Origin of the sequence: Rhodococcus sp. AH-ZY2 (assembly GCF_030916465.1) — a bacterium.
GTDB lineage: Bacteria > Actinomycetota > Actinomycetes > Mycobacteriales > Mycobacteriaceae > Rhodococcus > Rhodococcus ruber.
The window spans coordinates 4,961,097-4,975,606 of record NZ_CP126458.1 but is presented as its reverse complement, the minus strand read 5'-3'; the positions used below and the strand labels follow the sequence as shown (position 1 = coordinate 4,975,606).

Here is a 14,510-nt window from a genome sequence, read left to right as displayed (position 1 = left end):
CGTTCAGTATCCGCCCTTCCGCGACGATGCGGGTGCCCTTTTCGGCAGCTCGGGCCGGATCTCCCGGTCGGCTTGGACGTCGTGTGTCCACCGTGTTGCGTACAACGATATGTCAGCCGCCTGGGGACGACGCAACCAAGGCTATCCTATCCATCCCTAACGGCCCGGTGACCGACCGTTAACACGCGGTTGACGTACGACCACGCGGCGCTCCGCGTCACCGCAGCGCGCGCACCAGCCGGCGAAGGTCCTCGCGCGGGTCGGAGTCCGCATCCTCCGAGGTCAGACGGTGCAGGATCATCCCGTCGAGGTGGTCGGCGAGCATGCGTGCCCCGCCGACCGGATCCGCGGAGCCGAGAGCGGCGAGCACCGTGAGCCCCGTGCCCTGCAGTTCGTCGCGCCGGCGCTGCACGGACCGTCGCAGCGCCGGGGAGGCGCTGGCCTCGACGAACAGTGCGAACCGGGCCCGGGTACGCAGCGCATCGGGACCTGTCGCGAACATCACGTACCCCGCGAGCACGTCGACGAGTTCGTCCTCGGTGCGCGGGAGGTTTCCGCCCCCCAGGACGGCGATGTCGGACCGGTCGCGCTCGACGAGACGGTCGAGGACGCCCTCGAGCAGAGCCCGGCGCGTGCGGAAGTAGTTCGACGTGGAACCGGCCGGCACGCCGGCGGCCGCGTCCACGCCGCGATGGGTGAGCCCGCGCAACCCCTCCCGGCCGAGCAGTTCGATCGCGGCGTCGAGCACCGCGGCGCGTTTATCGGTCACCCCTCGACACTACAACAGTAGTGACAAGACACTACATACGTAGTATATTGTCGTCATGACCAGGAGCAACAGCGGCAAGGCCGCGGTCCTCGGCGGCGGAATCGGTGGGCTCACCGCAGCGAACGCACTCGTCCGGCGGGGCTGGCACGTCGACGTCTTCGAGCGTTCCCCCGCGTTGCCGGCGACCGGAACAGCGCTCGGGATGTGGCCGGCCGCGCTCGACGCTCTCGCCTCGGCCGGGCTCGCCGGCGCCGTCGAGCGACTCGGCGTCGCCCTGGACCGCGGCGCGATCGTGCGGCCCGACGGACGTCCGCTGGCGCGGATGCGCACCCGGCGGCCCGCCGTCCTGCTCTCGCGGCCGGCGCTGCTGGGCCTGCTCGCCGCGGGCCTGCCCGACGAGGTGCTGCGGCTCGGCCGGGCCGCCCCGCCACTGACCGAGCTCGGCGCCTACGACGTCGTGATCGGCGCGGACGGTCTGGGCAGCCCGACCCGCGACGCCCTCTTCGGCCCGGGCCACCGGCCCGTCCACGCAGGCCTCGCGGCCTGGCGCGGCTGGGTCGACGGCACCGTGGACACCGCGACCGAAACATGGGGCGCGGGCGCACTCTTCGGGATCACTCCCCGCGAGGGCGGCCTGGTCAACTGGTTCGCCGCGGTCCGCGCGCCCGTCGGCACCACCGGCGGCGCCGACGACCTCGTCGCCCGGTTCGGCGACTGGCATCCGGCCGTGCGCGACGTACTCGACCGCCTCGACCCCGCAACCGTGCTCCACCACGAGATCTACCAGTCCCCGCCGTTGCCGTCGTACGTGCGCGGCAACGTCGCGCTGCTCGGCGACGCCGCCCACGCCATGACGCCCAACCTCGGCCGCGGCGCCTGCGAGGCGATCGTCGACGCGGCCACCCTCGCGGGGCTGCTCGCCCGGTTCGAGGTGCCCGAAGCGCTCGGCCGCTACGACCGGGCGCGGCGTCGGACCACCCGGCTCCTCGTGCGGGCGTCGTACGCGGCGAGCCGGGTGGCGACGGCCGAACGCGGGACAGCCCTGCGCGACGCGGTGCTGCGGCTCGCGCCGCAACGGGCGTGACAGTCCACCGACATTCCGATATCGCTTTGTGACACAATACTTTTCGGAGAATCCTCCCGGTCCGGTGCGGACGGCCGGCTCGGGCAGAGTTCACCGAACCTGCCCCACGGCACTGCCCGCACCCGTACCCTTCGCGCCATGAGCCCGGACCTCGAGGGGCACGGCGGCGACCACGCCGCCGCGGTGGCCCGCGCCCACGGTGTCGAGACGATGTTCACCCTCTCCGGCGCGCACGTGTTCCCGCTGTACGACGCCGCGGTCAAGGGCGCGGCACGCATGCGGCTGATCGACGTGCGGCACGAGCAGACGGCGGTGTTCGCCGCGGAGGCCACGGGCAAGCTCCTCCGGCATCCCGGGCTGGCCGTGCTCACCGCCGGGCCCGGGGTGACGAACGGTGTCAGTGCCGTCACCCAGGCGTACTTCGCGGGGTCACCGCTGGTCGTGCTCGGCGGCCGCGCACCCAACGCCCGCTGGGGCACGGGCAGCCTGCAGGAACTCGACCAGCCGCCGCTGCTGTCCACCGTCACCAAGCTGTCCGAGACGGCGAAGACGCTGGACCGTGTGGGTCCGCTGGTCGACGAGGCGTTCAGGGCGGCCCGCGCGTCGCACCGGGGGCCGGCATTCGTGGACGTGCCGATGGACGAACTGTTCGGACGTGCCACGCTGCCGCTGCCGTCGCCGCCGGTCGCGGTCCGGCTCGAGCCCGACACGGACTCACAGGCGGAGATCGCCACCCTGCTCGCCGGGGCGCAGCGGCCGCTGCTCGTGCTGGGCACCGACGTGTGGGCCGATCACGCCGAGGAGGCGGCGCTGCGATTCGTCGACGAGGTCGGGATCCCGGTGATCACCAACGGCATGGGCCGCGGCGTGGTCCCCGGTGGACACCCGCTGCTCGTCACCAAGGCTCGCGGCACCGCGGTAGGGACCTGCGATCTGGCGATCGTCGTGGGCACGCCGCTGGACTTCCGCCTCGGCTACGGCCGGTTCGGTGGACGCGACGGCGCACCCGCGGCCCGGGTGGTGCACGTGGCCGACGAACCGGCGCAGGTGTCGGCACACGCCGAACTCGCCGCCTCGGTGTCCGGCGATCTCACGGCCTGCCTCGACGGCATCCTCTCGGCGCTGCCCTCGCGTCCGGACACGGAGACCTGGGTGCGACGCCTGCGCGAGGAGGCGACGGCCGCGGCCCAGCGCGACGCCGCCCTCCTGGCCGCCGACACCGACCCGATCCACCCGGCCCGGATCTACGGGGAACTGCTGCCGCGACTGGCCGACGACGCCGTGATCATCGGCGACGGCGGCGACTTCGTGTCGTTCGCGGGCAAGTTCGTCGAACCGAGACGGCCCGGCCAGTGGCTCGATCCCGGGCCGTACGGATGCCTCGGCGCCGGGCTCGGCGCGGCCGTCGCGGCGCGTGTGGCACGGCCGGCGAGTCAGGTGGTGCTGTTGCTCGGCGACGGCGCGGCCGGGCTGTCCCTGATGGACCTCGACACCCTGGTGCGGCACGAACTTCCCGTGGTGATCGTGGTGGGGAACAACTCGGCGTGGGGGCTGGAGAAGGGTCCGATGCAGCTGCTGTACGGCTACGACGTGGCCGCCGACCTGGCGCCGGGCACGCGGTACGACCTGGTGGCGACGGCGCTCGGGGCGGGCGGCGAGCTGGTGACGGATCCGCGGGAACTCGGCCCGGCCCTGGACCGGGCGTTCGCGTCCGGGGTGCCGTACCTGGTGAACGTGCTGACGGACGTCACAGCGGCGTACCCGCGGGGGACCACCGGAATCTGAGCGCCGGCGAAACCTGCCGGGCTGTGGACAACTTCGGGGTTGTCCACAACGGCGGTGAGCGGGCGGATTCCGCGTCCAGCGGGAGGTTGTCGTCGAACCCACTCGGCCGACGCCGCGAGGTCCTCCCGCTCGGCTCACGGCAGGCTGCGGGGCGTCTCGCGGGTCAGTCGACATCCCCGTCCCACGGGAACGTGACAACCCCACAAATAACAACTGACCGCAGCGAGTAAATCAGCTGCGGTCAGCGGTATCGAAAGGGTAACAGGCAGTTGTTAGGGTACGGAAACAAAAGTTCCGTGAAGTGAGTCACAGGGGGTTTGACCCTGTTCCCCAGCGGGAACCACCGCCCGAAGCGGTTGCGCAGAGACGTCCGTCACGTGGCGACTTGTTGAACACTCAACCGACTGGGAAAACGTCCCGAATCGGGCACAACAGACCATGCATCCTGCATGTAATCCGTCCGGGGATGCCAGACTGCTCGCCATGAGCACGACCCGCACTGCACATCGCACGACAACCCCGTCCTCGCCCCACGGCGCGACGAGCCTGACGGATCTCGCGGCCACCGCCGACGAGCACACCGTCGCCGACGTCCACCAGGGACAGGTGTTCCTCGGCATCCTCCATCGCGAGAACGACAGCGTCACCGCGGCACTCGCCACCGCCGAGACCTGCGCGCGGATCGAACGCGGCAGCGGCTCCGTCGCCGCAGCACAGCGGTACGAGGCGGAGGTCCGGAAGTTGCGCGAGACCCAGCGGGAGCTGCACTGCATGATTGCGAACCTGCGGACGCGCTTCGCGACGGCCGGCTCCTGAACTGAACGCACCGAGCGACCGGAGAACGACTCGGGCCCCCGATCCGCGAGGATCGGGGGCCCGATGTGGTGGGCGAAGGGGGACTTGAACCCCCACGTCCCGAAGGACACTGGCACCTGAAGCCAGCGCGTCTGCCATTCCGCCACTCGCCCGAGCGACTGGAAAACAGTAACACACCCCCTCGGCGAACAACGATTCGCCTGCGCAGAGGCCCTTTCCGGGCGATGCGCCGGACCGCGGCGGCGGGGGCGCCCCCTCCACCGGGCCGGATCGGACGAAAAGTCGATACCATGCAGAAGCGAGCTCTGCATTGCGACACGCAGACCGGAAAGGGGGTCGCCGTGGGTATCGCGCAGCGATTCGAACGCAAGCTGCAGGCTGCCGTCAGCGACGTGTTCGCGCGCGTCTTCGGTGGCGGCGTCGTTCCGCAGGAAGTGGAGGCCGCGCTCCAACGCGAGGCCACGGACGGCGTCCAGCAGCTCGACCGGGGCCACACGCTGGCTCCCAACCGGTACGTGATCACGATCAGCGAATCCGATCACGAAGCCCTCGCCGCGGATCGGGACTTGACGGTGAAGGCGTTCGCGCGTCACCTTGAGGACTTCATCCGCGAGCAGGGGTGGCAGACCTACGGTCAGATCCAGGTCGGATTCGAATCGTCGGCGGCGCTGCACACCGGGCAGTTCCGCACGCACGGGTCGGTCGACCCCGACGTCGGGCGCGCCCCGGCCTCACGGACACCGCACCACCGTTCAACCGTGACCCCCGACCCAGGAGTTGGCTCGATGACGCAGAACCCAGGCTACGACCCAAGCCGTGACCCCGCCGAGAGCGCCGAGCCGCAGTACGCGCGGAACGGTCACGCGCACGTAGGCCAGGATCAGCGCTACCAGCAGGGCCAGCGGAACGGCGGGGCGTACCCCTCCGCGCAGGCACCGTACGGCGGTGAGCAGGGCGGCTACGACGCCGGCGGATACGACCAGCAGGGCTACGGCGCGCCCGGCGGGCACGAGGAGCGGGGCTACGGCGAAGACCGAGGTTACGGCGGCTACTCCGGACAGGCGTACAGCCAGGACTACGGGCGCGACTACTCCCCGCAGTACCCGTCCCAGCAGGCCTACGGCGACGACCGCTACCAGGGCGGATACGCCCAGCCCGGTGGTTACGACCAGGGCTACCCGGATCAGGGGTACGGCCAGCAGGGCTATGCCGGACAGGGCTACCCCGACCAGGGGTATGCGGATCCGGGTTACGGCCAGCAGGGCTACCCCGAGCAGGGGTACGCAGACCAGGGCTACGGTGCCGGCGCGTACCAGCCCCCGCAGGCCGGCCGGGTGCTGACCGCGACGCTCCAGCTCGAGGACGGCAGCGGACGCTACTACCAGCTCCGGGAGGGCAGCAACATCGTCGGACGTGGGCAGGACGCCCAGTTCCGGCTGCCGGACACCGGCGTCTCCCGCCGCCACATCGACATCCGCTGGGACGGGCAGGTGGCCATGCTCTCGGATCTCGGCTCGACCAACGGCACCACCGTCAACGGTGCATCCGTGCAGGACTGGCAGCTCGCCGACGGCGACGTGATCCGGGCGGGTCACTCGGAGATCCTGGTGCGCATTCTCTGAGCGCCGAGGACCGAGACCCGATCGGAACCGGCCCGAGACCCATCCGACGCGTCGGCAACGCGCCGGACGATGCGTCTCGTCGCCCGGGGTCCGTATTGTGGGTGACCGCAGCGCACCGGACGACACCGCACCGGGCCGATACGCAGAAGGAGGGCGAGCCGTGCAGGGGCTGATTCTGCAGCTGACCCGGGCGGGGTTCCTGCTCCTGCTGTGGTTGTTCATCTGGGCGATCCTGCGCACGCTGCGGTCGGACATCTACGCCGGTGCCGCACGTCCGGTCCCGCGCTACTCGCCGCGCAACCAGTCGGTGCTGCCGTCGCTGGGCCGGGGCAAGTCGGCGAAGTACCTGGTGGTGACCCAGGGCGCGCTCGCAGGCACCCGCATCACGCTCGGTTCCCAACCGGTCCTGATCGGCCGGGCCGACGACTCGACCCTCGTCCTCACCGACGACTACGCCTCCACCCGGCACGCCCGCCTGTCGCCCCGCGGGTCGGACTGGTACGTCGAGGATCTGGGCTCGACCAACGGCACGTATCTGGACCGCGCCAAGGTCACCACCGCCGTCCGCGTACCCCTGGGCACTCCTGTCCGGGTCGGGAAGACCGTGATCGAGCTCCGCCCGTGACCCTTGTACTGCGATACGCCGCCCGGAGCGACCGTGGCCTGGTTCGTTCCAACAACGAAGATTCCGTGTACGCGGGGGCCCGCCTGCTCGCCCTCGCCGACGGCATGGGCGGTCACGCCGCCGGAGAAGTCGCCTCGCAGCTGATGATCGCGGCGCTCGCCCACCTCGACGACGACGAACCCGGCGGGGACCTGCTCGGCAAGCTCGCCGCCGCCGTGCGCGAGGGCAACGCCGCCATCGCGGATCAGGTCGAGGAGGAACCCGAACTCGACGGCATGGGCACCACGCTCACCGCCATCCTCTTCGCCGGCAGCAAACTCGGCCTCGCCCACATCGGCGATTCGCGCGCCTACCTGCTGCGCGACGGCCAGCTGACCCAGATCACCCGCGACGACACCTTCGTGCAGTCCCTCGTCGACGAGGGGCGCATCACGCCCGAGCAGGCGCACAGCCACCCACAGCGCTCGCTCATCATGCGTGCCCTCACCGGCAGCGAGGTCGAACCGACCCTCACCGTGCGCGAGGCACGCGCCGGCGACCGCTACCTCATCTGCTCCGACGGCCTGTCCGACGTCGTCAGCGACGAGACCATCGCCGACACCATGAGCGAAGGCACGCACGACGAGTGCGCCGATCGGCTCATCGAACTCGCCCTGCGCAGCGGCGGCCCCGACAACGTCACCGTCGTCGTCGCCGACGTCATCGATCTCGACTACGGCCAGAGCCATCCGATCGTCGCCGGCGCCGCGTCGGGGGACGACGAGGACACCCCGCCGCCGAACACCGCCGCGGGCCGCGCCGCCGCGATGCGTCCGCCGCGCGCCACGCCCAAGCGTGTCGTCGCGCAGAAGGATCCCGAGCCCGCGCGCAGACGCAGCCGGATGTGGTGGCCGCTCGTCTCGATCGTGGTGCTCGGGCTGCTCGTCGCGGGTGCGGCCGTGGGCCGGACGATGATCCGCAGCTACTACTACGTCGGCGACGACGACGGCCGCGTCACGGTGCTGCGCGGCGTGCCCGGCAGCGTCCTCGGCTACTCCCTGCAGGAACAGTCCCTCGTCGGCTGTCTCGCGGACGACGGAACCTTGACCCTGACCTCCCCGCAGGAGGCGGACTGCCGCGTCATGCTGGTCGACGATCTGCAGCCGGCGGCCCGCGAACAGGTGCGGGCGGGCCTGCCGTCGGGGTCTCTCGACGACGCGCGCACGCAGATGAACCGGCTCGCGGAGAACGACCTGCTCCCGGTGTGCGTCGAGGAACAGCCGGCTCCCGAGCCCGCACCGGCGCCGGCGCCCCCCCCGGCTCCCGCGCCGGCCCCGACGGCCGCTCCCGCGTCGGAACCCGCACCCCCCGCCGAGACAACCGCCCCGGCCCCGGCGCCCGAGCCGACGGTCCCGCAGGTGCCGGGCCAGAACTGCCGGGTGGGCGCCTGATGTCGGTGTCCCACGCACCCGGAGCCTCCTTCCCCAGTCCCCCCGGAGGCTTCGCCCCGGCTCCCGCCGTGTCCACGCGGCGAAACACGGAGCTGCTGCTCATCGTCGCCGCCATCGCGATCACCACGGTGTCGCTGATGCTGGTCGAAGCCAGCCAGGAACAGACCCTGACCATGGACCTGGCCAAGTACGGGCTGACGTACGCGGTGCTGTTCCTCGCCGCGCACCTGGCGGTGCGCCGGTTCGCGCCCTACGCCGACCCGCTGCTGCTGCCGATCGTCGCGCTGCTCAACGGCCTGGGACTGGTCCTGATCCACCGACTCGACCTCGCCGACGAGGAGAACGCGCGCTACCTCGGTCAGCCGATCCCCTCCCCCGACGCCAACCAGCAGGTGCTGTGGACGGCGCTCGCCATCGCCGGCTTCGTCGCGGTGCTGGCGCTGCTGCACGACTACCGGCTCCTCGCCCGGTTCAGCTACACCCTGGGCCTGATCGGTCTCGTCGCGCTCGCCGTCCCGGCCCTGCTGCCGTCCCGCTTCTCCGAGGTCAACGGCGCCAAGATCTGGATCAAGCTGCCCGGATTCAGCATCCAGCCCGGCGAGTTCGCCAAGATCCTGCTCATCATCTTCTTCGCGTCCGTGCTGGTGGCCAAGCGCGACCTGTTCACCACCGCCGGCAAACACGTGCTCGGCATGGACTTCCCCCGCGCCCGCGACCTGGGCCCGATCCTCGCGGCGTGGATCCTCTCGATCGGCGTCATGGTGTTCGAGAAGGACCTCGGCACGTCGCTGCTGCTGTTCGGCACGGTGCTGGTGATGCTGTACATCGCGACCGAACGGGTGGGGTGGCTGCTCATCGGGGGCGCCCTGCTCGTCGTCGGCTTCTACTTCGCGTACCAGATGTTCGGGCACGTGCGGGTGCGCGTGGAGACCTGGCTCGACCCGCTGGCCGACTACAACAACACCGGCTACCAGATCTCGCAGTCGTTGTTCGGTCTCGCCACCGGGGGCGTCGCCGGCACCGGGCTCGGCAGCGGACGTCCCGCGCAGGTGCCGTTCGCCAAGACCGACTTCATCGTCGCCACGATCGGTGAGGAACTCGGGCTCATCGGCCTCAGCGCCATTCTCGTCCTCTTCCTGATCCTCATCACGAGGGGATTGCGCACCGCGCTCGCCGTCCGCGACAGCTTCGGCAAGCTGCTGGCCGCCGGACTGTCGTTCACCATCGCGATCCAGTTGTTCGTCGTCGTCGGCGGCGTCACCAAGCTGATCCCGCTCACCGGTCTCACCACACCGTTCATGTCCTACGGCGGCTCGTCGCTGCTGGCGAACTACCTCCTGTTGGCGCTGCTGGTGAAGATCTCCAACGCGGCCCGCGAGCCCGCCGCCCCACGCAAGAAGGCACCGCCACCGATCGCGGACGCGCCGACGGAAATGCTGGGGCGCGGATGAACACACCGCTCCGCAAAGTCGCGATGGCGGTGATGTTCATGGTCGTCGCGCTGCTTGCCAACGCCACCTACGTCCAGGTCATCAAAGCCGACGACCTGCGCACCGACCCGCGCAACTCGCGGGTGCTCATCGACGAGTACTCGCGTCAGCGCGGCCAGATCTCCGCGAGCGGACAGGTCCTGGCGGTGTCGGTCCCCACCGACAGCCGCTACAAGTACCTGCGCACGTACCCGGCCGCCCCCGAGCAGCCGATGAGTCCGCTCGCCTACGCACCGGTGACCGGGTTCTACTCGATGCAGTACGGCAGCACCGGGCTCGAGCGCACCGAGGACGAGGTGCTCAACGGGTCCGACAACCGGCTGTTCGGCCGGCGCTTCTTCGATCTGGTCTCCGGACGGGATCCTCGCGGCGGCAACGTGGTCACCACCATCGACCCGGTCATGCAGCAGGTGGCGTACGACGAACTCACCGCCAAGGGCTACACCGGCTCGGTCGTCGCCATCGAGCCCAGCACCGGTCGCATCCTGGCGATGGTGAGCACCCCGAGCTACGACCCCAACCGGCTCTCCGGCCACGACGGCGCCGCCACCTCGCAGGCGTGGGAGGAACTCAACGCCGACCCCGACAAACCGATGCTCAATCGCGCCATCTCGCAGACCTACCCGCCGGGCTCGACCTTCAAGGTCGTGGTGACCGCCGCGGCCCTCGCTGCGGGCACCACCCCCGACGACCAGTTCACCGCCGCGCCCAACATCACGCTGCCCGACACCGCGACCACCCTGGAGAACTACGGCGGCGCGACGTGCGGTGGCGGCCCCACGGCCTCCCTGCGCGAAGCCTTCGCCCGCTCCTGCAACACCGCCTTCGTCGAGATGGGCATCGAGACCGGCAAGGAGGCCCTCGCCGAGCAGGCGGAGGCTCTCGGTGTCGGGGAGTCCGTGGAGATCCCCGTCCCCGTCGCGGCGAGCACGATCGGGCCGATCCCCGACGGCGCCGCGCTGGGCCAGTCCAGCATCGGCCAGCGTGACGTCGCACTCACCCCGCTGCAGAACGCCGTGATCGCCGCCACCATCGCCAACGGCGGCGTCCGGATGCAGCCGCACCTGGTGTCCCAGCTGCAGTCGCCGGACCTGTCGGTGCTGGCGGAGACCTCACCGGTCTCGGCCGGGCAGGCCATGTCACCGCAGGTCGCGGCCACCCTGACCGACCTGATGATCGGATCCGAGAACTTCTCCGGCGGCGAGGGCAAGATTCCGGGGGTCCAGATCGCGTCGAAGACCGGCACCGCCGAGCACGGCGACGATCCCCGTAACACTCCCCCGCACACGTGGTATATCGCCTTTGCGCCTGCCCAGCAGCCCACTGTTGCCGTGGCGGTCATCGTGGAGGACGGCGGCGATCGCGCTCTCGCCGCCACGGGAGGCTCGGTTGCCGCGCCGATCGGACGTGCCGTGATCGCGGCGGGAATGCAGAGAGGCTGATTATGGCTTTGCACAGCGGCGCCATGATCGCCGACCGTTACCGGCTGCAACGGCTCATCGCCACCGGTGGCATGGGACAGGTGTGGGAAGGGCTCGACACCCGCCTCGACCGCCGGGTGGCGGTGAAGGTCCTCAAGGCCGAACTCTCCGGCGACGCGGACTTCCTGACCCGATTCCGGTTCGAGGCGCGCACCACCGCTCAGCTCAACCACCCCGGCATCGCGGGCGTGTTCGACTACGGCGAGACCACCGACGCCGAGGGACAGTCCATTGCGTACCTGGTGATGGAACTGGTGCACGGCGAACCCCTCAATGCCGTGCTCGCCCGGGTGGGCCGCCTGTCGCTGCCGCACACCCTGGACATGCTCGAACAGACCGGCCGGGCGCTGCAGGCGGCGCACGACGCCGGAGTCGTGCACCGCGACGTCAAGCCCGGGAACATCCTCATCACCCCCACCGGCCAGGTCAAGATCACCGACTTCGGCATCGCCAAGGCCGTCGACGCGTCACCGGTGACGCGCACCGGGATGGTCATGGGCACCGCCCAGTACATCGCCCCCGAGCAGGCCCTCGGCCAGGAGGCGACGTCGGCAAGCGACGTGTATTCGCTCGGCGTCGTCGGATACGAGGCCCTCGCCGGCCGGCGGCCGTTCCTCGGCGACAGCGTCGTCACCGTCGCGATGAAGCACGTGCAGGAGACCCCCGCTCCGCTGCCCACCGACCTGCCGGCGGGGGTGCGTGAGCTCATCGAGATCGCCATGACGAAGGACCCCGCGCACCGGTACACGAGCGGCGGCGAGTTCGCCGACGCCGTCGCCGCGGTGCGCTCCGGGCGATCGGTGCCGCCGCCGGGCAACGTGCCGCCGGTCACCGGTGCCACGCGGATCCTGCCGCCGGGGGTGCCGGGCACGACGTCCCCGGCTGCGACCCGCGCGCTCGGTCCGACCCCGCCGCCGCCGCCGTCGCGGCCGTACTACGCCCCGGCGTTCGCGAACGGCGGGGACCAGCCACCCACCGGCCCCGCCCCGTCCGGCGACAAACGCTCACCGAGCCCGAAGGCCATCGCCTGGGCGGCCGGGGCGGCCGTGGCGCTCGCACTCGTTGCGCTGGCGCTGGTGCTGCTGGGCGGCGACAATTCCGGGGACGCGGGCCCCGCACGGTCCACGACCACGCAGGCACCGACGACCACCACCCGTGCCACGACGACGACCACGCGGCCGCCGCGGACCACCACCACGACGGTGGAGCCGACGACGACGGCGCCCCCGACCACGACGCAGGCACCCACGACCACCCCCGAGCCGACGACGACCACCCCGCCGCCGACGACGACGGAGGCGCCGACCACCACCACGGCGCCCACCACCACCACGGCCGCCACCACGACGACGGCCGCCACCACGACGACGGCCGAGACGACCACGACCACCGTCTCCCTGCCGGACGACGGTGACGGCGGTCTCGAACCCGGAGCCATCGACAACCCGTTCACCCCGCTCGAGCCAGTCACCCGAGGACAGTCATGACCACACCCCGCAAGCTCTCTTCCCGCTACGAATTGGGTGAGATCCTCGGCTTCGGTGGCATGTCGGAGGTACACCTGGCCCGGGATCTGCGGCTCGACCGCGACGTGGCGATCAAGGTGCTGCGCGCCGATCTCGCCCGCGACCCCACGTTCTATCTCCGGTTCCGCCGCGAAGCCCAGAACGCCGCGGCGTTGAACCATCCGGCGATCGTCGCCGTGTACGACACCGGTGAGGCGGAGACCGAGTCCGGCCCGCTGCCGTACATCGTCATGGAGTTCGTCGAGGGCGACACGCTGCGCGACATCGTGCGCTCCCAGGGGCCGATGACCCCGAAGCGGGCCATGGAGGTCGTGGCGGACGTGTGCGCCGCCCTCGACTTCAGCCACCGCAACATGATCGTCCACCGCGACGTCAAACCCGCCAACGTCATGATCACCCGTTCCGGCGCGGTGAAGGTGATGGACTTCGGCATCGCCCGGGCCATCTCCGACGCCGCGAGCCCGATGACGCAGACCGCCGCGGTGATCGGCACCGCCCAGTACCTGTCGCCGGAACAGGCCCGCGGCGAGCAGGTGGACGCCCGTTCCGACGTGTACTCGGTCGGCTGCGTCCTGTTCGAGATCCTCACCGGCAAGCCGCCGTTCCAGGGTGATTCCCCCGTGGCCGTCGCGTACCAGCACGTCCGCGAGGACCCGCCGCTGCCGTCGTCGGTGAACTCCGCCGTCCCGCCGGAGCTGGACTCGGTGATCCTCAAGGCGATGGCGAAGAACCCCGCCAACCGGTACCAGAGTGCCGCCGAGATGCGCAGCGACCTGATCCGCGTGCTGAGCGGCCAGAAGCCCAGCGCACCGATGGTGATGACCGACGAGGACCGCACCACCATCCTCGGGGCCGTCGACGGTGCCGGGACACCCCGCAACGGCGCGGACCGCGGTCCCGCCGGAGCCGCTGCCGGCGGGACCGTGGCGACGCCTCAGCGCTCCCGGGTCCTGCGCAACACCCTGCTGGGCCTGGCGGCGGTCGTGATCGTCGGCATCGTCGGGGTGTTCCTGTGGACGTCGGGCCCGGGATCGAGCGCCGCGCAGATCCCCGTCCCCGACGTGCGCAACCTTGCCGCGGAGATCGCGGAGAGCAGGCTGCAGGATGCCGGGTTCGAGGTCTCGGTGCAGATGAAACCCGACGCCGTGGTCGCCTCCGGGAACGTCGTCAACACCCGGCCGGTCGCCGGAGTCCAGGCCGAGGAGGGCAGCACCGTCACCCTCGAGGTCTCGAGCGGCCCCGAACAGGTGCAGATCCCGCGGCTGGCGGGCATGAACCAGCAGGAGGCGCTGCAGGCCCTGACCGACGCCGGACTGCGCCTCGATCCGAACGTGGCCCGCGCACCGTCGTCGTCGGCCGAACGCGACACCGTCGTCGACCAGAGCCCCGCTCCGGGAGCCGACGCCGACCGCGACAGCGCGGTGCGGGTGACGCTCGGCAGCGGACCCGAGCAGATCCGCGTGCCCAACGTCGTGGGTCAGGCCACCGAGGTGGCGCGCGACAACATCGAGGCCGCCGGTTTCACCGTCGTGGTCGACGAGATCGACTCGAGCCAGCCGGCCGGGACGGTGGTGTCGAGCAGCCCGGCGGGCGGCACCAGCGCGACGGAGGGCGACACGGTCACCATCCAGGTGTCCAACGGCAACCGCATCGAGATGCCCGCGTTGACGAACAGGACGGTGTCCGAGGCACTGGCGGAACTGCGGGCGGCCGGCTGGACGGGCTCGCCGGCCCAGCTCGTGCAGAACCGCGAGGCCACCCTCGACCCGGAGCTGGTGGGTAAGGTCATCGCCCAGCAGCAGCCGCCGGGGTCGGAGATCTCCAAGTCGGAGACCCTCACCGTGGGTGTGGGCGTGCTGGGTATCCGCTGAGCTGCGGCTCG

Annotated in this window: 11 protein-coding genes and 1 tRNA gene; 10 read left to right on the top strand and 2 right to left on the bottom strand. The window is 71.1% G+C overall.

Annotation, left to right across the window (positions count from 1 at the left end; genetic code table 11):
- Positions 1-217: 217 nt before the first annotated feature.
- Positions 218-769, bottom strand: a complete 552-nt coding sequence (locus tag QNA09_RS23855) for a TetR/AcrR family transcriptional regulator (protein WP_010595483.1) — start codon at positions 767-769, stop codon at positions 218-220.
- A gap of 55 nt (positions 770-824) precedes the next feature.
- On the opposite strand from QNA09_RS23855, the gene QNA09_RS23850 reads away from it, so the two are divergent.
- The 3 genes from QNA09_RS23850 (at position 825) to QNA09_RS23840 (ending at position 4,454) form a co-directional block, all read left to right on the top strand.
- Positions 825-1,853: an FAD-dependent monooxygenase gene (locus QNA09_RS23850; protein WP_010595482.1), complete on the top strand. Its 1,029-nt coding sequence runs from the start codon at positions 825-827 to the stop codon at positions 1,851-1,853.
- Between the two features lie 138 nt (positions 1,854-1,991).
- Entirely contained in the window at positions 1,992-3,638 is a 1,647-nt protein-coding gene (locus QNA09_RS23845) for an acetolactate synthase (protein WP_010595481.1), read from the top strand.
- 483 nt (positions 3,639-4,121) lie between these two features.
- Positions 4,122-4,454 (top strand): hypothetical protein, encoded by a 333-nt coding sequence (locus QNA09_RS23840; RefSeq protein WP_010595480.1) that lies wholly within the window; start codon positions 4,122-4,124, stop codon positions 4,452-4,454.
- A 66-nt stretch (positions 4,455-4,520) separates the two neighbouring features.
- On the opposite strand, the gene QNA09_RS23835 is transcribed toward QNA09_RS23840, so the two are convergent.
- Positions 4,521-4,606 (bottom strand) — tRNA-Leu (locus QNA09_RS23835).
- Positions 4,607-4,744: 138 nt separating this feature from the next.
- Here QNA09_RS23835 and QNA09_RS23830 point away from each other — a divergent pair.
- The 7 genes from QNA09_RS23830 to pknB all read left to right on the top strand — a co-directional run bounded on the left by QNA09_RS23830 (position 4,745) and on the right by pknB (position 14,499).
- Positions 4,745-6,076, top strand: a complete 1,332-nt coding sequence (locus QNA09_RS23830; protein ID WP_010595479.1) for an FhaA domain-containing protein — start codon at positions 4,745-4,747, stop codon at positions 6,074-6,076.
- 160 nt (positions 6,077-6,236) lie between these two features.
- Positions 6,237-6,701, top strand: coding sequence for an FHA domain-containing protein (locus QNA09_RS23825; RefSeq protein WP_010595478.1), 465 nt, complete (start codon positions 6,237-6,239; stop codon positions 6,699-6,701).
- Positions 6,698-8,131, top strand: a complete 1,434-nt coding sequence (locus tag QNA09_RS23820; RefSeq protein WP_026137849.1) for a PP2C family serine/threonine-protein phosphatase — start codon at positions 6,698-6,700, stop codon at positions 8,129-8,131. The genes QNA09_RS23825 and QNA09_RS23820 overlap by 4 nt, the downstream gene beginning before the upstream one ends.
- Positions 8,131-9,582: an FtsW/RodA/SpoVE family cell cycle protein gene (locus QNA09_RS23815; protein WP_029540118.1), complete on the top strand. Its 1,452-nt coding sequence runs from the start codon at positions 8,131-8,133 to the stop codon at positions 9,580-9,582. Before QNA09_RS23820 ends, QNA09_RS23815 begins: the two co-directional genes overlap by 1 nt.
- Positions 9,579-11,063, top strand: a complete 1,485-nt coding sequence (locus tag QNA09_RS23810) for a penicillin-binding protein 2 (RefSeq protein WP_010595475.1) — start codon at positions 9,579-9,581, stop codon at positions 11,061-11,063. Before QNA09_RS23815 ends, QNA09_RS23810 begins: the two co-directional genes overlap by 4 nt.
- Positions 11,064-11,065: 2 nt before the next feature.
- Entirely contained in the window at positions 11,066-12,589 is a 1,524-nt protein-coding gene (locus QNA09_RS23805; protein ID WP_208643855.1) for a serine/threonine-protein kinase, read from the top strand.
- On the top strand, positions 12,586-14,499 hold the full coding sequence (pknB, locus tag QNA09_RS23800; protein WP_010595472.1) for a Stk1 family PASTA domain-containing Ser/Thr kinase: 1,914 nt from the start codon (positions 12,586-12,588) through the stop codon (positions 14,497-14,499). Before QNA09_RS23805 ends, pknB begins: the two co-directional genes overlap by 4 nt.
- Positions 14,500-14,510: the final 11 nt, after the last annotated feature.

Excerpts from the sequence above, each read along its gene's own strand:
- QNA09_RS23850 (WP_010595482.1), top strand. The coding sequence starts at position 825 with ATGACCAGGAGCAACAGCGGCAAGGCCGCGGTCCTCGGCGGCGGAATC.
- QNA09_RS23845 (WP_010595481.1), top strand. The coding sequence starts at position 1,992 with ATGAGCCCGGACCTCGAGGGGCACGGCGGCGACCACGCCGCCGCGGTG.
- QNA09_RS23840 (WP_010595480.1), top strand. The coding sequence starts at position 4,122 with ATGAGCACGACCCGCACTGCACATCGCACGACAACCCCGTCCTCGCCC.
- QNA09_RS23830 (WP_010595479.1), top strand. The coding sequence starts at position 4,745 with ATGCAGAAGCGAGCTCTGCATTGCGACACGCAGACCGGAAAGGGGGTC.
- QNA09_RS23815 (WP_029540118.1), top strand. The coding sequence starts at position 8,131 with ATGTCGGTGTCCCACGCACCCGGAGCCTCCTTCCCCAGTCCCCCCGGA.
- QNA09_RS23810 (WP_010595475.1), top strand. The coding sequence starts at position 9,579 with ATGAACACACCGCTCCGCAAAGTCGCGATGGCGGTGATGTTCATGGTC.
- QNA09_RS23805 (WP_208643855.1), top strand. The coding sequence starts at position 11,066 with ATGGCTTTGCACAGCGGCGCCATGATCGCCGACCGTTACCGGCTGCAA.
- pknB (WP_010595472.1), top strand. The coding sequence starts at position 12,586 with ATGACCACACCCCGCAAGCTCTCTTCCCGCTACGAATTGGGTGAGATC.